This window comes from Vallitaleaceae bacterium 9-2 (assembly GCA_038396585.1).
Classification (GTDB): domain Bacteria; phylum Bacillota; class Clostridia; order Lachnospirales; family Vallitaleaceae; genus UBA1351.
The window spans coordinates 3,038,489-3,061,485 of record CP121691.1; the positions used below are offsets into that span (position 1 = coordinate 3,038,489).

Below are 22,997 nucleotides of genomic sequence, written 5' to 3' on the forward strand. Positions count from 1 at the left end.
GGAGTATGTTATGTTTTTAATGATTGACAACTATGATTCATTTGTTTATAACTTGGTTCGTTACATAAAAGAACTTAACGAACCTATTGAAGTCTATCGTAATGACCAAATTACGATAGACTTTATTTATCAACTCCAGCCTATTGGCATCATCTTATCTCCCGGTCCCAAAGATCCAATGGAGACAGGCATTTCCCATGAGATTATCCAAGAATTTGCCACTAAAATTCCAATCCTAGGTGTATGTCTAGGTCATCAAACAATTGCACACACTTATGGAGCCTCGATTATCAAAGGGCTTCGTCCAATGCATGGGCAAGTGAGCTCCATACACCATAACGGTCTTGGTGTCTTTAAGGCGCTTCCTTCGCCTTATCAGGTGACACGCTATCATTCGCTTGTCGTCGATCCAGATACATTACCCGCTGATTTTATTATCACTGCACGGTCTGAGGATGGTGCTATTATGGGTATTAAGCATAAAACTGCTCTCCTTGAAGGGGTTCAATTTCACCCTGAAGCCGTTTTAACCGAACATGGACATCAGCTACTATCAAATTATATCCATTGGTGTAAGGAGGTGAATGCATAAATGCATACCGTAAGCATCTATTCATTCAAAACGGATCTTGACCCCTATATTTTATATACCCATCTAGCCCCTAAAAAGGATTCGATTTTTTTAGACAGTTCAAAAGCGGACTCGACGTACAGTCGATATTCCATTATAGGATTGAATCCTTTTTTAACTGTTAAAGTGCATGATGGTCAGCTCTACGAAAAAAAATATCCGCAAAAAGATTTTTCCCTTATAGCGGATAAAGATATCTTTGCCTATATGAAGCAAATCATCTACGCCAATCAGATAAAAAACACAACCAGCTTTCCTTTTATTGGTGGGGGTATGGGATATTTTAGTTATGAGTTAGGAAAAGAACTTTTCAATATAGCGTCCAAAGCACCAAGGTTATTTACCATTCCTGAATGCTATTTTGTTTTTTACGATAATATCATTATTATTGATACGCAGACTAAAGAAGGACTCATCACGGGACTAGGCAAGCTTGCTCCCGGCGATTTGTCAATCGAACAAATCAAAAAGCGTATAACGCCTTTCATGAACCAAAACATACAGGAACCACCATCATCGCATGTATCCCGCAATATCATAAAAGGCACCTTAACTTCATCTAGCTTAAAATCAACGTTTACACGTCAAGGATATATGGATGCCATTGAACGAATGCGTCGTTACATGGAGGATGGCCATATATATGTCGCTAACATGACCCATACTTTTTATGGGCCTTGCCATCAATCAAGTAACACCGTGTATCATAAACTTCGAACCATCAATCCTGCTCCTTTTTCTGCCTATCTATCCTTAGATGATTTTCAGCTATGCTGTTCATCACCAGAACGGTTTATCCAAATAAAAAATCAACATGTTCAAACCCGTCCCATCAAAGGAACGGTTCCACGTGGGCAAACACCTGAATTAGATCAGTCCAATCGTCTTTTACTTGAAAACAGTAAAAAAGATAAAGCTGAACTTCTTATGATTGTTGATCTTGAAAGAAATGACTTAAGTCAAGTCTGTATGCCCCATAGCGTCCATGTACCTGAACTTTTTAAAATCGAACGCTTCTCCAGTGTTTATCACCTTGTAAGCACCGTTACCGGAAAGCTTTACCCACACAAGACAGCTGTTGATTGTTTTGAAGCCACTTTTCCCGGAGGCTCAATTACCGGTGCCCCAAAAATACGCGCTATGGAAATTATTGAAGAATTAGAAAACTCCTCGCGTGAAATGTACACAGGCTCCATCGGGTATTTTGGTTTTGATGGTGACGCCGATTTTAATATTGTGATTCGAAGCATCTTAATCAAAGATTCTATGGCCTATCTTGGTGTTGGTGGGGGAATAACGTATGAGTCAGACCCTGCCAGTGAATTCCAAGAAACTCTTGATAAAGCAAAAAACCTTTTTTTGGCACTCGATGCAACTGTTTGCATCGACGAATGATAAAAAGAATGCTATCATACTATTAATGGAGCTAATTTATGGAGGTAATATATGCATATACCCACACTTGATGATGTGATTTTTATAGATATCCACAATATCAATTCCCTTATCTACTATGATGAAGGTTACAGTTTTGGATTGAATTTCTTTGAAACGATTTTAATTACAGACCATGGTATATTTTTAGACGAACATGTTGCACGTCTTAATCATAGCCTAGAAGAATTTGGTATTGCAAAGCGGATTACTGTACAATTAATTGAAGCGTTGATTTCCCACTACAAGTTATCAAACCTCGCATTAAAGGTTAGTGTTTCTGATAAGAATGTCATCGCTTCTGTTCGTTCGCTTACTTATTCACCACAATATTACGAAAAAGGGGCGCATGTCACACTTTCTTCTGTTATCCGACCAAGCACTAGTCCTCTTGTCAAACATAAGTCTGCAAACTATGGTGATCTGATTCTTGCATTGCGCCATGCCAAGCACAATGGTTTTGACGATTGCCTATTACAAAATGAGCATGGTCGCCTAACTGAAAGTTGCATTGCAAATCTATTTATAATAAAAAATGGAACTCTATTGACCCCTTCTATTGATGAAGGTGTATTACCGGGAATTGTAAGAAGTTATCTCATCAAGAACTTTCCTATTATTGAATCCCGCATCACAACAGATGACCTTCTCGAGTGTGATGGCGCTTTTTTAACGAATAGTTTAATGGGACTTGTACATATTTCACAAGTTGATGCAACCCCTCTTAGATATCATCCTATGGTGAGCACCATTGCCAGCCAATACTTCGCTGCGATTAACAAGGAGATATAAATTATGAATACTCAAATTGATGCTATTATTAATCATCCAAAGTATAAAGCATACTATCTTAAAATACAAAACCATGAAGTGGCGCGTTCCACCTGTAAGCATGACATGTCACACTTTTTAGATGTTGCTCGAATTGCCTATATCCTTAATTTTGAAAAGCAATTGGGAATTTCTAAAAAATTGATTTATGCTACGGCATTGCTACACGATATCGGTCGTTTTGAACAATATGAACGCGGAATTGAACACGAAATATCCAGCGCTTCTTTATGTCTGGAAATACTAATTGACACAGGCTTTTTGGAAGAGGAAATCCTTCAAATTCAAAAGGCAATTCTTAATCATCGCAATCTAGATATTAAGGATGAACCTACACTTAGTGGAATTATCTACCGAGCGGATAAAGCATCACGCCCCTGTCATTCATGTTTAGTTCAAGACATATGCAATTGGCCCATAGAAAAGAAAAATTTAACGATTACTTATTAATATCAACACGTCTTATGAACCAAGTAAAGGAGTAGAATCTATGAATATTGGAAACACACATTTTGATTTTGAACATCACGGTTATATCATGGGTATACTTAATGCCACACCTGATTCATTTTCAGACGGCGGTCTACACAATACAATTCAAGCCGCTGTTAATCGAACACTTGAAATGATTAAACAAGGAGCCTCAATCATTGATATTGGTGGGGAATCCACACGTCCAGGACATGATCCTGTCGATTATCACGAAGAAATTGCACGAATTGTTCCGATAATTGAAGCTATTCGACAAGAATCGACTATTCCTATCTCCGTTGATACAAGCAAAAGTCAAGTTGCTCAAGCCGCATTAAAGGCTGGCGCCTCCATGATTAATGATGTATGGGGATTAAAAAAAGATCCTGAGCTTGCTAAGGTTATCGCTGAATATCAAGTACCTTGCTGTATTATGCATAATCGTGATAAAACCCAATATGATGCGCTCATTAAAGATGTCATTAATGACTTGCAAGAAAGCATTGATATCGCCTTAGATGCAGGTATTAAAAAGTCACAGCTGATTGTCGATCCAGGTATAGGCTTTGCAAAAACACTCAATGATAATCTCTATATGATGAACCATCTAGATGAACTTCAAGTCTTTGACTTACCTATTCTATTAGGTACATCTCGAAAATCAATGATTGGATTAGCTCTATCTCAACCTGTTGACCAACGTGTGGAAGGCACCATTGCCACAACAACATTTGGATATGTTCAGGGCTGTCGTATCTTTCGAGTGCATGATGTTCACGAAAACTACCTTGCCCTTAAAATGATTGAAGCAATTAAAAACGGAGGTTAATATGGACCAATTAATTATAAAAGACTTAGAACTCTTCGCCTACCATGGGGTTAATCAAGAAGAAAAAAACATGGGTCAAAAATTTATACTTGACGCTACAATCGATCTTGACCTATCGGTTGCAGGAGACAATGATGCTATAGGCTCTGCATTGCACTATGCAAAACTATGCCATGAACTTCAAGATGTTTTTACCCAGACAAAGCATGATCTCATTGAACGTGCGGCAACTGTACTTTGCCATTATATTCTAAACCATTATTCTCAGGTAGCAACTGTTGATTTGACTTTAAAGAAACCTTGGGCACCTATACACCTTCCTATCGATTATCCCGCTGTTCGTCTTGTACGTCGCTGGCACAAAGTCTATATCGCCCTAGGTTCCAACTTAGGGGATAAGCAAGAACATATCAATCAAGCCCTTGAGCACATAAATGCGCTACAACACACACAGCTCGTCAAGTCTTCTTCACTTATTATCACCTCTCCAGTCGGATACACTGACCAAGACGATTTTTTAAATGGTGTCTGCGAGGTTAAGACCCTGTTATCCGCCTCAAGACTTATGGATGCATTGTTAGATATTGAAAAGAAGTTGGGACGTATTCGCACAACCCATTGGGGCCCTCGTACGATTGACCTTGATATGCTCTATTATGATGATCTAGTTACTGATGATCCTCATATTATCTTACCTCATCCAAGGATGAACGAACGACGCTTTGTATTAGAACCACTAAATGAAATCGCCCCTTATGCCTTACATCCTTTATTAAAAAAACGCACCTTTGAATTGCTCAACGCACAAGGCTTAGCGTAATACAAAATTTATCCTATCAACAACACAATAGATGCAGCGCGGTTATCAACGCGTACTGCATCTATTTTTTATCGAGTATTTTGTTTTATTCACCCTCATATACCGGTCGACGCTTCACAATTTTCTTGCGTCGCCCCGCAATAAGCCCTGATGCATGTCCCATGGGACAAACTACGCACCAACTTCTTGGTTTAAAAAAGACGCCCATTATAATTCCAACTGCAAATGACATGCCCATAAAACGCAAAAATGCAAATGCCATTTTTTCAAATACAAACCCTGTATGGTACATAGCAATACTTAGCATGGTCAACATGATGATAAGCAGTACATGTTTTGCCTTTTTAGTACGCATATATCCAGGTAATTGCTTATGCATTGATATTTTGTCTAAGAATTTTCCTAAAAAAGACCCTCGTGGACAATATTTGGAACAATGTATTTTCCCATCGCCTTTTAGAGCATGTATTATAGGTACGCCCATACAGACAATTCCTAATATTCCAAAGCGGGTATCTAAAATACCGAGTACAAAAAAAGTAATAATAATAATCCATGTCCAATGTTGTTGTGATTTTTTACGCGTCGTCGTTTGCTTCCTTGCTTGCTTCATCGTCAGCCTCCTGTTGTTATATGTTTATTGTATACACTTTATATTCGTATAACATAATATAACAATAATCAGATTTTGTCAACCTAAAAATAGCAACCGAGGCTAACATGCATTTTACTTAAATACATGTATTCTCATGTTGCTATTTTATATTTTAGACAGCTAAAAGATCGGACTACTTTTTATTTTAATGTAACCTTTTCCCATGCTTCTTCGTTAACTACAGGCTCATAATCTACCATTACTTCTTCATACATCGTTGAAAAAGCTTCAGATTTTTGTTGATACTCGTAGTTCTCACGGATAGAGTCTAATGTCGCTTCAATTTGCTCTATTTGCTCAGGTGTTGAAGGAATTTTCTCTTCTAACTTAATGATATGGTATCCATAAGAAGTGGCAACAAGATCGCTGATCTCTCCTTCTTCTAAGTTAAATGCCGCTTCTTCAAACTCCGGCACCATTTGTCCACGACCAAATGTATACTCGCCGCCAGTTTCTTTTGAACCTGGGTCTTCTGTATTTTCTGTCGCTAATGTTGCAAAATCTTCTCCATCTTTTGCACGCTCAAGTAGAGCTTCTGCTTTTTCTTTCGCTGCTGCAATGGCATCTGCTTCAAGTGGTTGATTTGTTGCTTGGTCAACTGTTGAAATCAAGATATGACGTGCACGTACTTGATCACTGTAGTTTTCAACACCAACACTCATTATATTTGTATATGTTGGGTCTGCCTCCACTGCTACTTGAACTGCATCTTGGTCGATTTCAACATCTTTGGTCATTTCTTCAAATACAAGTTCACTTAATCCTGTTTGATACATAATGTTTTCAATTGTTTCTAGTGTGAAACCATATTGTTGCATTACTGTTGGGTCAAATGATTCATAAATACTTGATGCTTGACTCATGTACTCTTCTTTTTTCTCTTCTGACAACTCTAGTCCATATTCATTGGCTAGGTCTTGCATAACTACGCCTTGGATGGATACCCCTTTAATGGTATCTTTGATACCGTCTTCTAACGTTATACCTTCACCCATTTCCATGTCCCAATCTGATATTCCATATGAACCTTCGTACATACTTTTATAATAATAAGTCCAAAAGTTAATCTCACTTAGCATGATCTCTTGATCATTAACTGTAAACACGACCTCATCATTAAAATCAGTTACTGTAACATCTTCTCCACCTTCGTTACTTGTTGTTTCATCTTGTGTCTCATCTTGTGTAGCATCGTTTCCAGCATCTTGTTCATTACACCCTGCTAATAGGCCAATAGTTAAAACAAGTGCTAAAAGCATTACTAGTGTCTTCTTCATAAATTCACTCCTTCAATAAAATTGGTTTCATCACGTTAGTTTTCGTGATGAAACCTACAACTATTACAGTGTAATCTATTTTCGTGACAAAATCAATGAAAATTTGTGAACAAATCATGAACACATTTTCTTTACTTTACGACTTCATGGTATTGTAAAAGAATTCGTCCAAGAAGTATCGCACAATCTTGTCGTGTTGCAATGCGTTCGGGTTGATAGGGATAGTAATATGTGTCACTGCTTTTTATGATTCCCTTACTAGTCAGTTCTTCAAAGTGGGAAAAACTCCAATGCCCATTATTTTCGTAAGGATAATTCACTTTTGTTCCATACAAAGTAAATGTTCGATTTAATATGGTCGCTAATTCTGCGATGGTAATCGTTCCATTTGGATCAAAGGTATTGTTTCCTTTACCTTGCACAATACCTTTTGAAGCAAGTGTTCCAATATATGTTTTTGCCCAATGTTCCAAAGGCACATCACTAAATCCAGGTGCAGTTCCAGTTGGAGCCATCGACATATGCGTTGCCATAAAAAGCATTTTGCTAAATTCTGCTCGTGAAACTGAATTATCCGGTTTGATTGTACCATCTGAATATCCATTAAGAACCCCTAAATCGTATAGCATCTGAATGGCCTGCGCCCCCTCATTACTGGATGGCATATCTGTAAATATATTGGTATCTGCTGCTGTTGCATCCACTAATACAATTCTAAAGGGCGCTTTTAAGTTGTCTACTTCAATTCGTCGTTCATCAAACCCTGTTGGAAGTTCTTGACCTGTCGCATAACGAATAATAACTTCACCCGTTGCCGCTTGGGTCCACCCTTGAATCATAATGGGTCTGGTCATCGTCGCGTCATTCCATTGCAGTTGAACTATTCCTGCATTTTCAGCGACCCACTCCACTTGATATATAACATGGGCACTACTTGCTGATACACTGGTCAACATTATTATCAACAGACCAAAGCTCGTGAGTCCTATCTGTATTTTTTTTATCATGTTTTTCACTCCTTAAAGCTCTTCTGCTTTTGCCCATAATGCAAAGAGTTCACCATAGGTAATATTATCTTTTGGGCGCAGATTGGACACGTCAGACACAAGGTTTTCTGTTGCCGCTTTTGCAATAGCCAGCTGGTACTCTTTTGCAATTGCTGTGTTTTGATTGATACGTCTTAGAATCTGTTCATTCGCTATAAATCCATATCCCTCGCGTACATCTATTGCTTCTAAGATCATGGCAATCGCCTCTTCTCGCCTCACATAGCTGCTATTTTTATTCATATTCTTTTTTACTCCAGAATAATACAAACTTTCCAGTTGACTTCGTGTAATATATGCATTGATGTCAATGGTATCTGATTTTTTGATCATTCCATGAACAATATTAATCAATGCATTTTCACTCACAACAGCATCCGGATTATAGCTTTGTAAACCTAATACCGTATACTTATTGTCAATTCTCTGCTTATAAGGGTTTGACCAATGTTTCGATTGATTTGGAGCAATTTCTGTACTTTTATCTTGAATAAAGACACCATAAGCGCCTAGATTCTTCGTTGACATTGTATAGAACCCGTTGGAACGTTCATAATTTCCCGGCATAAGCGTCCAGCGTTTGGATTGATCTAATGCATACGCAATCGGATTTTGAATATAACTACCATAGAGCGATGTTGTTCTAAAAGCATATGTAATAGGCGTCTGTACATATTCTATTTCTGTATTTATGCGTCCATTACCTACACGTATGGATATTTCTTGTGGTGCTGATACAACCCGTAATGCGGCTGGCACCATTGTCTTATCATAAATCACCTGGGTTGGCTCTATACTAATCTCAACTGTTGGGGCTTCATTATATTGACCCACTTGACGTTCAACTTCATTTATCCATGCATCATAAGGAATCGATACAATGACATCCCCTGCATCCACTTGTAACGTAATTTGATATGTATCAAATGCTTGCAAAACGGTATAAGGGATGATTATTTTGCGGCTTTGAATCGCTCGTGATTCAAAGCGTGATACATCCGCAACATAAGTATAGGTATTATTTTCAATCAGACGGCTAATCAGGCGTTGGTCGACTCGATTATCCATATTTCCATCTTGATCTTCTTCATCACTTCTAAATCGATAGGTCAGCTCTCTTGTATCGCGATTATAGATGAGTTCAAAGTCCTCACTAGGCAATATTTCCAGTGCCGGGTCATAACTTCCGTCATACTCATTGTCCGACTGTAAAACCAATATCTTTAAAGTAGGCGAATAATCCTCAGATTCTTTAACGATCAATTGTCCTTCTTCTTGTCCAATGACCGTAACCACTGTTTTTAGGCGGAAATAGTAATAACGATTACTGATAAGTTCATTGACTTTAATCAGGGTCGTCTCTAATGCTTCAACATTCTCCGGGATATCTGGCTCCGGTGCTCCCGTTGTGATGTACTGTGCATCGTTAAAACTCGGATTTTGAGCCACTTCGATTTTATAAGCGTAGTACCTTTGTACATTGTTATCTTCCGGTGTATCCTCATATTGCAATTCACCCAAGTCTTTTAACCACTCTATGGCTACATAATCACTGCCTACCCCTGCATCATAAGCATATTCTTTCATTGTCTCATCGGAAGGGATACCGACACCTCTTGGATATCCAGGTGCTTCAACATCAAGGGTTTTCCCATACACAGGATTACTCCAGTCACTGGATAAACCCGTCTGTGGATTTGTTGCCCGAATATAGAAGTAATAACCTGTATCCGGAAACAAGTCATCCACTTCAAATGCATGCTTGCCATTGGTTAAGCCATCAGGAATGATCAACTCGACTTCTTGTGTTTCTTCAAATACATCATCACGTCCATAGCGTAATTCATATGTATATGCACGATTGTAAAACCAATACGCATCAATCGATTGTTCCTGAGGGTTTGTGGTTTCTAAAAATGGTATCTTTGGTGTAGGAAGGACATCATCTTCTTCCGGGTCCGTTACGACCACGATGGAAGATGGGTAGTGTGCTTTTAGTTTCTCTTGAACACCATTGATTTCACGATATGGTTGTATCAAGAAGAGATATCTTGAGTTAGGGTCTAGTCCCTCTTGTGTATATTCAATTCGTCCATCTTCAATACTGACTCTATTGGTAATATCTTCCCATCCAGCTTCACTTGCTCCTAGTTGTCGCACATATTCAGCAAACGCGTTTTCATCGACAGCTTCTTCATTTAATGCATCAAGTGCTTCAAGCACTTCACTGTAGAGCACATATTGAAAGTTAAAGCCAAGGCTTGCAATCTCCGAATTTTCACCTAAGTCGACACGGCGATGTGTTAGTTGCGCCGATACAAAGACTTCTGGTTCTTGACTTGTCATGACTTGAATGGATGTGATCCCATTATCCATGCTAATCGATTGACTAGGATCATCTTCTTTGACAAAAATTATTGTATCATTTTGGGAGTCATATGTTGTCAAATAACTTGCAGCATCTTCAAATCCTTGGTCGCTAAGGGTAATGGCTCCTGAGCCCTCTTGGCGTAAATAAAGCTTGTGCGTCCATCGGTTAAAGAGATTTTGTCCTGCATTGTCACTTGCCACAGGCATCACTTCATCCCATTGCATTTGAGATTCCACCGTGACACTTGTCGTCGTGGTGTCAATAACTTTTAATGGTGGTGTTGACATCACTGGCGGCACATAAACAGCACCATTGTTATCATAATATAATGAAACAATGGTTGGTTCACTTCGTAGCGTTTCATCCCCATACTCTTTTTTCGCCTGAACTTTGATGTAGTAAAGTGTATTGGGCTCCAGGGGTTTATATGTATTGGACTTCACATCATAGTATGTGTTCAGTTGCGTGTGAAATCCACGAATACTGTTTCGCATATCTTCTTCGGTTTCGTTACGAATCAAGGAATCGCCATCAATTTCTGTATAGTTCGCATCTGCAATCAAAGGCGCACTACTTTCTAGTGCCTCCAGTGTGTTTGTCACCCATATATCATAAGATACATTCAAGTCTGTCATTAATTGGTTTGCTTGTTCGCCAATTCCATAGCGTCTAAAAGCACTCCATACAAAGTTGATGTAATCTGGACCTTCTGTTTCCAAGAAAAATCCTTTTTGGCTTTCTTTAAACTTTTCCCAATCCATTATATTTAAATATGGCGTGTCAATAAGCAAATGCTCTTTTAATTCGCTTTGATCTGCATATTCGTTAAAGATTCCCTGGGTTATAATTTCAGGAACATATGGCTTGGCTGGTACAATTTTAGATTCTGAAGGAATATAAATAACTTCATTGGAATCTGCATAGAGAAAGTGTAAGTTACCTTCTTGATCTTCACGCTGATACGTTATGGCTAAGCGATATCGCGTATTTTGCATCGGTTTATTAACAATATAATACCCTTTTTCTCCTGCTTCTTTTCCAAAAATGGCAATAACCGCTTCTTCTTCGTCGACAATCTCCATAAGTCGAATCTCTGAAAGGGTATAATCTGCCAAAGCACCTTCACCAATACCTGAGCCTGTACTTTCAACATACCACTCCAAGCGAAGCGTCGTATCAAGCTCAATATATGATAGGTCACTAATCGCTAGATAATACCATACATTGGGATTGTTTTTATTGTAGTATACATTTTTTCCTTTATACGTGTTAAGCTCTGGTTCAACCAAAAAAGAATATACGGTTCCTGATTTTGTAGCTTCACTCAACGTGTATCTTAACCACCGTCTGCCCTCTCGGTCAGTAAAACGTTCAACGTCTTCATGACTTCTTGACAATAAAGGTAATTCAATGACACTTGCATCTTCGTCAAATTGTGTTTTGTTTTCTTTTGCAACACCACTTGTATAGCGAATTCGATAATTAATTTCATCGCCTACGTCATCGCTAGGAGCATTCATATCTTCCCAGACAACACTGATTGCACCATCATTTTGCTCAAATTCAACTTTAGGCTCTGTCATCAAATACAGGCTACGCTCTTCTAGATAGGGCGCCGTGATTTTTCTTTTTTCAATCAGATCTCCTTCATCATTATAAATTTCATGATAGTGATATGGCGATATTCGTACTTCATATAAAGACCCGGTTGATAAGTCTTTATTTCCTGTCCAGGACATGGTTTCTCCATCTGAGGTTACATTCGATGCTAACACATCCAAAGGATATCCATCACTTTCTCCCAAAGCCAAGTTGTCAAAATAAAAGTTATAGGCAAATGGCGCATGCTGGTCCAATCCATTTGATGTCTGCGCCCATTGTGTTGGATTGGTCCAATCTAGGGTCATGTTAATTTCATAGCGGTTTTCTTCTAGGTTCAGTAGTGTTGAGTTCAATTTTATTTCATCAAAAGACTCTATCGTTTCTTGAACATTCCCATAAACCGGAGCTATGGTATTAAAGATCAATATCAAGGCAAGTATATAGCAAAGTTTCTGTCTACGCATCATTCATATCCCTTCTTTCTATCCGTCAATATTATTAAGTAGTGTCATAAGTCGTTCAATCGTCATTTTTTGTCGTGGAAGCATTAGACCATAGTCTATCGTGATAAACCCACCGTTCACGCCTCGAAGAAGTGTGTCTCTATACGTACTGTTAGCCTCTTGTATATCTTCAATCAGTTGGTAGTTGCGTATTTTTACAGTACTCAGGTCAATGCGATGTTTTTTCGCATACACTTGAACATATAAATAATAGGCTTCCTCATTAACAATCTCATTATATGCACTTAGCCTTGGAACATCAATGCCTTGAGTTTTAAGATACTGTGTATTGTCATCCCCTTTTTGAGCACCTAAAATTCGTGCCATAATTTGAATAAACTGTTGATTATTCAAGCTTGCCTGAGGATTTTTCAATGTGTTTTCTCCTAAAATCTCCATCAAATTATAACGGCTTAAGATATTTAATGCATCGTTTTCATAATTGCCACTAATGGTTTCGTCAATATAATAGTCACCTAAAACAAGCGGTAGCAAAGACGTTGTTTGTAATTGATACCTGCCGCCGGTGTATGCGGCTACTTGTTCAACCCATCGTCCCTTTTGCTCTTGGAACATTCTATGATTTGCAAGGCTTGTCGAACGCGTCGGTGTCAATTCAAAAATCATAGGTTTTGCAAGTGTTTGTATACTATAGGACGTTCCTGTAATTGCGTCTTCAAAGATGTCTTGTGTCTCTTCTAGGAACTCTTCTTCTACTTCGCTAACAAGGTTCTTAACAAGCTCAACTAGACGTGCATCATTAATTCCTTCTTCAAGTTCATCCGTCAATTCTTCAATAAGATCCGGTTCTTTTGAACGAATGATATGGTCTAGCTCATATATAAACATCATATCTACTTCTTCTTCTATGTCTTCACTTCCTACAACATTAATAGTCACTTCAACCTGAGGGCTGGTCGCATCATAGGACAAGACTTTTTTAATGTTGTCATCAATCTCCACAATAAACTCTATGTAATAATCTCTGTTTTTCGCATTATAACGGTTAATCTCTTCTTGGATTTTACCAATAGCCGATGTAATGTATAGACCAAGGCTTTTTGGGCGCAAGGTAATCTTTTGGCCATCTTGTTTATAAACCAACATGACTTGACCATCGTTTAACGCTTTGGTAAAGTTAGACGGCAAATAATATGTTGTCTTACCTTTTTCATTTACAACAAGCTCAAGACTACGGTTTCGGTTCGTCTCAATCAGTCCGATACCATAGGCATCTCGATATTTATACGCCGCTTGATTTCGAGACGTTTCTAGTTGAAAATAGGGTTTTTGCTTTAATTTTTCTGCTTGATCTCTATAATATTCCAAATATTCTTGGTATTTTAAATCTTCTTCATAGTCATCTTGATTGAACTCTGTCCTTGTTGTAATCGTATCGGAAAATGCAGATTCCGGATATGCCGGATTACCATCTAAATCCACTTCATCTGTTTGCGTATCATCAATAAGACGGACTTTGATATTATATGTTTTACCAGATTCCAATCCTGTTATTCGATAATATAAGCGCCTTGCATTTGATAGTTCTTCTTCTTGGATGAGGCGATAGCGATAATCACCACTATTGTCCGCACCACTTCCTGACCTTGCAATAACATATTCTGCATCTTGCTCACCTCGAATATGAATTTCATTGGCATACTCTGCTTCGAGAGGGATATCAAAACGGATCACCGTCTCATAATATGGATCATCAATCGCATCATAGACAACGGTTAGGTTGGTTGCCGTCTGAATGCGTCCCGTTGTAATTGTATCAACACGCCAATTTGATTTTAGCAAACTGTTATAGGCATTAATACTTCGTATATAGTAATAATACACTTGGTTTGGACGGTTCGTATTATCTTCAAGTATAATCAATTCATCACTATCCGGGTCAATTCGGCACAATCCCGTTTCCCCTGCATAAATCGGATCACCATTGGCCATATATCCTGATAGCATTGTATATCTGTAATTTTCACCTTCTTTAACTACATACCATCCTTGAACGATATCTCGCTCAATTAAATCTTCTAAGATGCTAATATTTTCGGAAAGCTCTTCTGATGCACTTAACATCTGGGTATATACATCCATCAACGGCACTTCTGTTGCAGCTTCTATATTCGGAAATCCTTCTTCCTCAAAAGCTACAATCTCAAACTCAAAGGAATCCCCTTCGATATCAATACCATCCGGTAAGTTCCATGTGACCTCAGTCTCCAACTTAACTTCGTCGTCTTCTTTGAATCGAACATCAAAATTATTGGGGGATAACGGATCTAGGTCCCCTTCATCCGGCTCTTGGGGTAGCGTTGGTGTTGTAATACTTATCACTTCTGATGGTTCACTATAGTATTCTGCGGTTTGAGTAGGTGACTCTGTAACTTCAAGTGTTGTAATAACTCGGCTAAAGTACACCTTATTCTCCTCTAAGCCTAGCAAACCTATACTGTTGGTCGGCACATCAAATAATAAAACTCCATCTGGTTGTGTTTGCTTTAATATCTGTAGCTGCTCGTTTGTAATATCTGCCGTCGCTGTTCCCAAGCGAATCTCCGGCGAATAGTTACTTGGATCAAATGTCCCCTCATATAGCAATGCTTCTCTTGATTGAGATATTAATACTTTATATCGAATCTGAGTATCTTGGGTAATATTAATTTCTCCTTGACTTTCTTCACGCTGAGGATCAAGGAAAAGGCGAATGAAGTCATGTATTTGAGGGTTTTGCTTTGTAATCTCTTGCCATTCAAGATATACGCCAACTTTTTCCTCTTCAACAAGGGGTTCATTTCGTGTAAGTTCAATCTCAGGAAGTTCGCGTACAGTTTCACTTAGTGTAATGCTTTTAGGTATGGAGTAGTCTGTAGAAATATATGTGTCCGGCGCTAGACCATCTTCTATTTCAGCAATTGCCCGCATTCGTAAGTAATAAACTTCTTGTTCATCTAAGTCTAGGTCAAGTGTCTGACCTGTATTAAAATCAAAATCGTAGACATAGTGTTCAAATGTTTCATCATATTTATACTCTGTCTTAATGGTTTGCGTCCATACTTCTGCATCTTTAAGCATGACACCATTTTCACCGGTAATTTCATCAAAATTAGCATAGCGACCAACAAGTTCTAAGTCACTCGCATCATGTGAAGCCATGGTTCCACTTGTTATTCTCCATAATTCATACTCTTGCTCAATATTTTGCGTGATTTTGTACATCGCAAAAACATCGTAGCCTATATCATCCGGCGTCTCCAAATCAAGTTTAGACTGTTTACCAAGAAGCACTTCATAGTAGATTGCCTTATAAATCCATCGATCTCGATTCATGCCAACCCATTGCAAGTCAAATTTAATCAAATCATTGGCAGGTTCATTATCACTTAAGCCAATCACTGAAATATCATCCCCACGTGGCGCAATAAGCTCCGGTAACTTAGGTGCAATCAATCCCGATTCTTCATGATCACTTGCCTGGTAATTCAACACTTGACTATCGAGTTTGGATCCTTTCCATACCGGTTCTACTTGATAAAAATTATAATTACTATTCCAACGTGCATCAACAACAATCCGAATTTTTTCTTCAGTGGTCTGTGTCGGATAATAGCTACTCCAAAGTGTCAAGCTTTCAATCTGACCTTGTATGTTCTCATCTGCATACAATATGTTATAGTAAATATTTTGCGCATTTTCTACATAGTAAGGCTTTATGTCCAAATAGGCTTCATCATCAACACGCACAACTTTATACTCTAAATATGTATAGGCATTCATCTCAAAAAAATCGGTCCTATAGCGTTCTTGTCCGCTAATTAAAGCATTCAGTCCCACCGAAAATGTTGCTTCATACAACTTACTGCTATCAAGGTCTTGCCATTCAATGACATGGCCTTCAATGTTATCATCAACCTTATCTAAATCACTAATGTCTTGTGCCATATATACTGTGTAGCGTTTTTCGGTATCATCATAGAGATAGTCTGCTGTCGCTCCAGAGGCAATAGCTCTGACTTGTGTATCTCCCGCTTGATTTAATCCCATCTCAAACTCTAAGAGTTTGTCAGAATTGGTCAGCTCTTCCATTGAAAAACTGGCGTTTACTTCTTGGGAAAATGTATCATATTGATAACTCCAATCCGAAGTATTCCATGTCTTTGGATGCTTAAAGGTTATCTCCATCCCCGGATATCTTCCTGCTTGTTCTTCTGGGTTTGTTCCGTCATACTCAACAATAACCGCTTCAACATCACGAGGATCTACCGGGCGAATATCAAATTCTTCTAAATTCTTAAGTACATATAATTCATCAACTTTCGCAACGCCATCTTCTCCCGGAGCACTTAATTGAATCGGCATAATATTTCCATCCACATATCCATCAAACCATATATACATGGTATTATTAGGGCGATCCCAATCTGCAATAACACGTCGGTTAGGGATATTAGCATTGCCTAATTCAAACGCAAAGCCTGTAACGCTTGCACTTTGTGTATATTCTATATCAAATTCAAGTGCACTTGATGTGGTCGATGCGATACTTCCCGGCAAACTTACTATCGGTTTATCAATATTGACCCATGTAGCAAGACCAGAATAATCCACTTGGTTCATATTTATTGTTTCACCAGGGTTACCTAGTTTACTTATGATATCGCCTGAACTATTTTTTTCATTTAACCCATAGTATACTGTCATATTATCAAGTTGTTTATATAAATATATCTTCGTCTGCTCTCCATTTTTTAGATAATATTCCAATTCATAGAGACCATTCTCCGTCACATCAAAACTAAACAGCATGTTGTTGGACCCTCGAACGCTGTTACCTTGATTAAAATTAATATCCATCGTTCGGCTACGTTCCCATATTAATAAAGGTTCCTCTGCCGCTTTCATTTCAAATGTTTGAATATAAAAAAACGATGCTATCAGCACCACTGACATGATCAGACTAATTCCTCTATATACTGGTTGTTTTCGCTTACTCTTCATCATTATGCACCTCTTTTTTTTTAGTGATTTAAGGGTCAAACCCATGTATAAAAAATCGCAGACTCATCCACTCTCTATATTTATCGGACAAAGCTTATCAACTCTAAAGGCTAAAATGAAAAAAAGGCACTATATTTAGCACCTTTTTTCTAAGCTTCTTAGTATCCCATTGATAAAACGCTACCTGCAATTATAAGGATATATACCAAGAAGATAACCGCTCCTGTTATTGTTCCAATCAAGTTGAAGGTTTTTGCTTTTTTAAGCGCCTCGTCCGCTGCCGCTTGATCTGTTGCTTTTCCTGCATTTAGTGTAAATACTAAACCTACAATTCCTATTGGAAAACAACAAAGGACTAGGTTAATGATTGACCATACTAAAAATGGCGTTGTATTCACATTCACGCTACCTTGTGGTGGGGTTTGGGTGTATGCAGGTTGTGGTGGGGTCTGTGGTGCATCGACTTGTTGCTCTTGCACTGGTGATTCTTGTGCTTGTGCTTCCTCTGACTTAGCCACTTCTTCTGTTTCTTCTTTCACCTCGGCTTGCGCCGCTTCTTCTGCTACTTCTTCTGCTTTTTCTTCTACTGCTTCTTCTACTTTTTCTTCTGTCTCCATTGCTGCTCCACATTCAGTGCAAAATTTTGCATCTTCATTGAGGGGGGCTCCACATTTTGTACAATACATGACTCATCCTCCTGACATAATTTCCTGATGAAGTCTTAAATCTTCATCATTATTGTGATAATAGATTAAATGGTTTTACCGGTATATTTCTTAAAATAAAAAATGCTACAATAATAATAAAAATAACTCGCATTTGTCTATATGAAAAGTTAAAAAACGGTAAAACATCTCTTCCAATAACAATAAATAAATATATTTTTAACAAATAGTATGCCGCAAACGGCATCAAAATCACAAACATAATATTGTGTCCCATCGCTTCTAAAAAACGAAAATGCACAATGTCAAAGGCAGCACGCCCGCTACCACACCCTGGACAGTTAATTCCCGTCCACCTGCGAAAGTAACAAGGCACTGGATTTCCATATACATATAAAAATGCAGCTAGTCCCAGCACAATTATTGGGACAGCAATACCTACAAACCATCTGAATTTTTTACTTTTTATATCAATTCGCATTTTAACTCTTCCTAAACAAAATAATCTCCCCCCTATTCTACCTTAAAAAAGTTAAAATTTCCACAACTTTTATTGATTTTGACAAAATCCTTACATAGCCTATGATTTTTTTGCATACTCCGAAAAATTTTGCCCTGTATACTTTTTAAAGCATTTTCCAAAATAGTTGGGATCCGGTATTCCGACTTGTTCTGCTACTTGATACATATATTGGTTCTCTTTTGACAAGCTGATGGCATATTCCATACGGCATCCATTTAAAAAATCTGTAAAAGCAACACCGACCTCTTCTTTGAACGCTCGACTTAAGTAACTTGGATTAAATCCAAATTTTAATGCAATCGAGGTTAGATTTATCTCTGGTTCATTATAATGTTGAATAATATATTCACGAACTTTTCCCATTGAAGAAACATTAATCTCCTCAAGACGTTCATATGCTTTATGCACTTCTTGCCGATCCAATTCTTTCTTTATATGAATCAACGCATCATTAATCTCTGTTTTATTGATTGGTTTAAGCAAGTATTTTGCAACACCGATTCCTATACATTCTCTCGCATAATCAAAATCGTTAAATGCTGTTAACATAACGATTTTTAAGTACGGATAACGTTCAATAGCAAGTTTTGCAAATTCTATGCCATCCATAAATGGCATACGAATATCCACAAACAAAACATCTGGGTTAAGCTCATCAATGATGTTAATTGCTTCTATACCACTAGAAGCTTCTCCGACAACTTCAAATCCTAACATTTCCCACTTTATCGTTAGCTTTAACAATTTTTTTATTTTGACTTCATCATCAATAATCATCACTCGATACATCTACTTGCACACCTCCTTTTGGAATTATAATATCAACCTTTGTAAATTCTCCAACACGACTTGTAATCTCAACAACATCCTTTTGATTATAAAAATATTGGATTCTCTCCATGGTCCCCTTAAACCCAAAACTTTTTTGATTACTATCTTCCATTATTTGAGCAATGCGCTGTGTACTCATACCGACACCACTGTCAAAAATAACAAGGTGTATATTTTTATTTTCTTCAAATACCTGTATTTTAATAATACATTTTTCTCCTTTTAGGCGAACACCATGATAGAGACTATTTTCAACAAGTGGCTGTAAAATCAGCTTAGGCACACGAATATTTTCCAATGCCGCATCCACCTCATAAACATCATCAAAAATATCCCCATAACGTAGTCTTTGCAACGTCAAGTAATCCTTAACAATCCCTACCTCATCTTTAATTGTAATGGCCCGACTGCCCCGACTTAAAAACTTCCGATAAAACTTTCCCAAGGTATCGATGGCTTCATATACTTGCTCCGACGGTTGTGTCAACGCTAGATAGGCAATTGTATCTAATGTGTTATATAAAAAGTGGGGTTTAATCTGTTCTTGTAATACATCCAACTCCGCTTGCTGAACAGATTTTTCTTTTTCAATGAGTTCGTGAATTAATTTGTTGATTTCAACGAGCATGTCATTATAACTATCTTTTAAATATCCGATTTCATCGTGGGCAAGCGGAAGGCTGACACGCCGCAGCCATCCTGTATTCACCGATTTCATTGCTCCTGCTAATCGCTGTATTGGGTGGGTAATATAGCGTGTAATAAATAGACCTATGATTACCATCGCAAACGCAGATACAATAAATACAAGAGCAAGGATTTTTCCTGCTTCTTTTGTCAAGACTTGTGTAAAGTTTATTTTTTCAAAAGATTTTAAAATAAAAGGCGTCTTTTCTATAAGTTGATAAGAGACGATTCCTTCATTTTTTAATGTGATTTGATAATATTTTTCACCTGTATATTCAACTTGCTCTAATGCTTCATGATAGTTATGTTTGGTTAACGCCATGCCGTCGATATCAAAAAAACAAAAGGACTTATTATCTGACGTCATATTGCGATATGTATTATCCAGCATGTCAATGGATAGATTGATCATAATCGTCCCAATAGGTTTTTGTGTCTCTAAGTCGTTAATCGTACGAACCAGCGAAACCACCGGCCATTGAATGTCGCGTTGCACAGCCCCATCCGCATTAACCGCCAAGTGATAGCCACCTGCTTTGGGACGTACTTTTTTCATCAACTCTTCAAAATTATCAATATCTATATATGTAACGCCAATACCTGAGGATACATAGTCATAATCTTCTTGAAATACAAAAACGGAAGATACGTGATTAAAAATATTCATGGTATCGTAAATGGCACGTACCGCTTCTTGTTGAATGTAAAAATCATCTTCTTCTGCTTTTAAAAAAGCCACCACTTCTTTATCGGTCATAATAAGTTGACTCATATTATCAATGCTTTCAATCTCAGCATTTAAGTTGTTCCCAATAGATTTTAGGGTATTCATATTGCTTTCTACTGTATAATCAATCATGCTTTTTTGAATAATAAAAGCATAAATCCCATAAAAAACAAGCAAGTACATAAAAATAATGACGATAAAAAGATATTTAACTTTTTTGTCTAAGTTTAAATCGTTAAATTGCTCTTTTAGTCGTTTTATCATTTTTATCACCTGCTTGCATTTTCTTTTTATTTTATCACAGTTTTCTTTTTATAACTATGGTTGAAATTCCGTATACAATACCTTTCTACCCTTTAACAGCACCAATCAACAAACTTTCTTGTATTTTCTTTCCCATAAAAGCATATAAAATAAGTACAGGAAATGTTGCAATAACTAGGGCCGCTCCAATCGGTCCCCACTCTGTGGTATAGGAACCGGAAAGGTTTTGAATCCCCACCGACAAGGTACGATACTTTGAATCGCTGATAAAAATAACTGCAAACATCAATTCATTCCAAGCTTGTAAAAAAACAAAAATACCAATGGTCGATAACGCCGGACGCATCAGGGGAAGTATAATATGCCAAAAAATCCCATATACATTGGCTCCGTCAATACATGCTGCTTCTTCAAGTTCTTTGGGGATACCCCGTATAAAACTACTGCTTATTAAAATTGCCATCGCAAGGGCAAAGGCTGAATAAGGAATAATCAGTGCTTGATAGGAGTTGGTCATCTTTAAATTCCTTAACATGATAAACACGGGGAGGATAGCTGCATGTATCGGAACGGTTAAACCTAACATAAATATATTATTGGCCAGCTTTCGACCTCTCCAGACCATGCGCTCCAAAGCATATGTTGCCGTTAATGCTGCAACAATGGTTAGTGCAATCGTTCCTGCCGTTACAATGAAGCTATTAAGAAAATAAACCGCCATGTTCCCGGTTGTCAACGCAGCCGTATAGTTTTCCCATAGCCACTGCTTCGGAAGTCCAATGACATTTTCACCAAAGATTTCGTTATTGGATTTTAATGAAAAGGTAAACATCCAATACAGAGGAAACAACTGGACGAGTGTCCAAAAACATAGCAATATAAAAACGATACTTTTACCGATTTTATTTTCTTTTTTCATGCTAATCCACCTCCGTTTTGAACACTTTTTTTATCAGAATCGCAAAAAAGAAACATAAAAAGATAATCATTATTGCAATCGCACTACCAAATCCATATTGGTTTCTCAGAAAAATTCTAGATACCATGAGGGTACTTGGCACTTCACTTGCGTGTGCCGGTCCCCCGTTGGTCAACACATAAATCATATCAAAGGCTTTGAGAGAACCTACCACAGCAAAAATCACACAGACTTGAAGCACAGGTTTTAAAAGTGGAATTGTTACAAATCTTGATATCTGATAATCTGTTGCCCCATCAATCTTTGCTGCCTCTCGCAGGCTTACTGGTATGGATTTAATTCCTGCATACATAAGCAACATATGATAACCCACATATTGCCACAGCAAAGGGATGAACACCGCATATAGGGCTGTATCTTGATCCCCTAGCCATGTGCGTGTCCAATCATCCAATCCCATAGAACGTAGTGCCATATTAATAAGTCCGTATTGCGGATTATATATTTTCATCCAAAGTTGTCCAATAACTACGGTGGATATCATGACAGGAATAAAGAAAACGGTTACAAAGAACCGTTCCCCCCTTCGTCCTTTTGCCAACGTCAAGGCCAAGGCAAGCGCTAACCCCAGTTGTAACGTAACCGAAAGTCCTGCTAAAACGAATGCATTTTTTAGGGTTTTGGGAAAGCCTGCTGATTTGCTGGTAAATAAATCTATATAGTTGTCAAGTCCTACAAATGTCGCTTCTGTCATACCATCCCAATCAAGCAGGCTATAATAGCCGGACATGAAGATTGGCACAATGATAATTGCCACAAACAAAACAGTCGCCGGTAACATAAATAATAGGATTGCTGTTTTGTTTTTCATAACTTTGTCCATATCTATCCTCCATAATTTTTTCTC

17 protein-coding genes are annotated in these 22,997 nt (G+C 37.9%); 6 read left to right on the forward strand and 11 right to left on the reverse strand.

Annotation, left to right across the window (positions count from 1 at the left end):
• Positions 1-10: 10 nt before the first annotated feature.
• Genes QBE53_13990 through folK form a run of 6 tightly spaced genes read left to right on the forward strand, consistent with a single transcriptional unit; the run spans position 11 to position 5,016 of the window.
• Positions 11-592, forward strand: a complete 582-nt coding sequence (locus QBE53_13990) for an aminodeoxychorismate/anthranilate synthase component II (GenBank protein WZL80897.1) — start codon at positions 11-13, stop codon at positions 590-592.
• A complete protein-coding gene (gene pabB / locus QBE53_13995; protein WZL80898.1) occupies positions 593-2,026 on the forward strand; it encodes an aminodeoxychorismate synthase component I in 1,434 nt (477 codons plus the stop codon).
• A gap of 51 nt (positions 2,027-2,077) precedes the next feature.
• On the forward strand, positions 2,078-2,857 hold the full coding sequence (locus QBE53_14000) for an aminotransferase class IV (GenBank protein WZL80899.1): 780 nt from the start codon (positions 2,078-2,080) through the stop codon (positions 2,855-2,857).
• A 3-nt stretch (positions 2,858-2,860) separates the two neighbouring features.
• Positions 2,861-3,346 (forward strand): HD domain-containing protein, encoded by a 486-nt coding sequence (locus QBE53_14005; protein ID WZL80900.1) that lies wholly within the window; start codon positions 2,861-2,863, stop codon positions 3,344-3,346.
• Positions 3,347-3,386: 40 nt separating this feature from the next.
• Positions 3,387-4,196: a dihydropteroate synthase gene (gene folP / locus QBE53_14010; GenBank protein ID WZL80901.1), complete on the forward strand. Its 810-nt coding sequence runs from the start codon at positions 3,387-3,389 to the stop codon at positions 4,194-4,196.
• Between the two features lies 1 nt (position 4,197).
• A complete protein-coding gene (gene folK / locus QBE53_14015) occupies positions 4,198-5,016 on the forward strand; it encodes a 2-amino-4-hydroxy-6-hydroxymethyldihydropteridine diphosphokinase (protein ID WZL80902.1) in 819 nt (272 codons plus the stop codon).
• 85 nt (positions 5,017-5,101) lie between these two features.
• Here the strand turns inward: folK and QBE53_14020 are convergent, their stop codons facing one another.
• The 11 genes from QBE53_14020 to QBE53_14070 all read right to left on the reverse strand — a co-directional run bounded on the left by QBE53_14020 (position 5,102) and on the right by QBE53_14070 (position 22,973).
• A complete protein-coding gene (locus QBE53_14020; protein ID WZL80903.1) occupies positions 5,102-5,629 on the reverse strand; it encodes a 4Fe-4S binding protein in 528 nt (175 codons plus the stop codon).
• A gap of 182 nt (positions 5,630-5,811) precedes the next feature.
• Complete coding sequence (locus QBE53_14025; GenBank protein ID WZL80904.1) at positions 5,812-6,948, reverse strand: peptidylprolyl isomerase; 1,137 nt, start codon at positions 6,946-6,948, stop codon at positions 5,812-5,814.
• A gap of 131 nt (positions 6,949-7,079) precedes the next feature.
• Positions 7,080-7,955, reverse strand: coding sequence for an S-layer homology domain-containing protein (locus QBE53_14030; GenBank protein WZL80905.1), 876 nt, complete (start codon positions 7,953-7,955; stop codon positions 7,080-7,082).
• Positions 7,956-7,967: 12 nt separating this feature from the next.
• A complete protein-coding gene (locus QBE53_14035) occupies positions 7,968-12,434 on the reverse strand; it encodes a hypothetical protein (protein ID WZL80906.1) in 4,467 nt (1,488 codons plus the stop codon).
• A 15-nt stretch (positions 12,435-12,449) separates the two neighbouring features.
• On the reverse strand, positions 12,450-17,477 hold the full coding sequence (locus QBE53_14040; protein ID WZL80907.1) for a hypothetical protein: 5,028 nt from the start codon (positions 17,475-17,477) through the stop codon (positions 12,450-12,452).
• A 155-nt stretch (positions 17,478-17,632) separates the two neighbouring features.
• Positions 17,633-18,160 (reverse strand): CD225/dispanin family protein, encoded by a 528-nt coding sequence (locus tag QBE53_14045; GenBank protein ID WZL80908.1) that lies wholly within the window; start codon positions 18,158-18,160, stop codon positions 17,633-17,635.
• 49 nt (positions 18,161-18,209) lie between these two features.
• Positions 18,210-18,620, reverse strand: a complete 411-nt coding sequence (locus tag QBE53_14050) for a DUF2752 domain-containing protein (GenBank protein WZL80909.1) — start codon at positions 18,618-18,620, stop codon at positions 18,210-18,212.
• A 99-nt stretch (positions 18,621-18,719) separates the two neighbouring features.
• Positions 18,720-19,451 carry a response regulator gene (locus QBE53_14055; protein ID WZL80910.1) on the reverse strand — a complete coding sequence of 244 codons (732 nt, stop codon included), beginning with the start codon at positions 19,449-19,451 and terminating at the stop codon, positions 18,720-18,722.
• Positions 19,429-21,171 (reverse strand): histidine kinase, encoded by a 1,743-nt coding sequence (locus tag QBE53_14060; protein ID WZL80911.1) that lies wholly within the window; start codon positions 21,169-21,171, stop codon positions 19,429-19,431. The genes QBE53_14055 and QBE53_14060 overlap by 23 nt, the downstream gene beginning before the upstream one ends.
• A gap of 85 nt (positions 21,172-21,256) precedes the next feature.
• Complete coding sequence (locus tag QBE53_14065) at positions 21,257-22,090, reverse strand: carbohydrate ABC transporter permease (protein ID WZL80912.1); 834 nt, start codon at positions 22,088-22,090, stop codon at positions 21,257-21,259.
• 1 nt (position 22,091) lies between these two features.
• Positions 22,092-22,973, reverse strand: coding sequence for a sugar ABC transporter permease (locus QBE53_14070; GenBank protein WZL80913.1), 882 nt, complete (start codon positions 22,971-22,973; stop codon positions 22,092-22,094).
• Positions 22,974-22,997 lie beyond the last annotated feature (24 nt).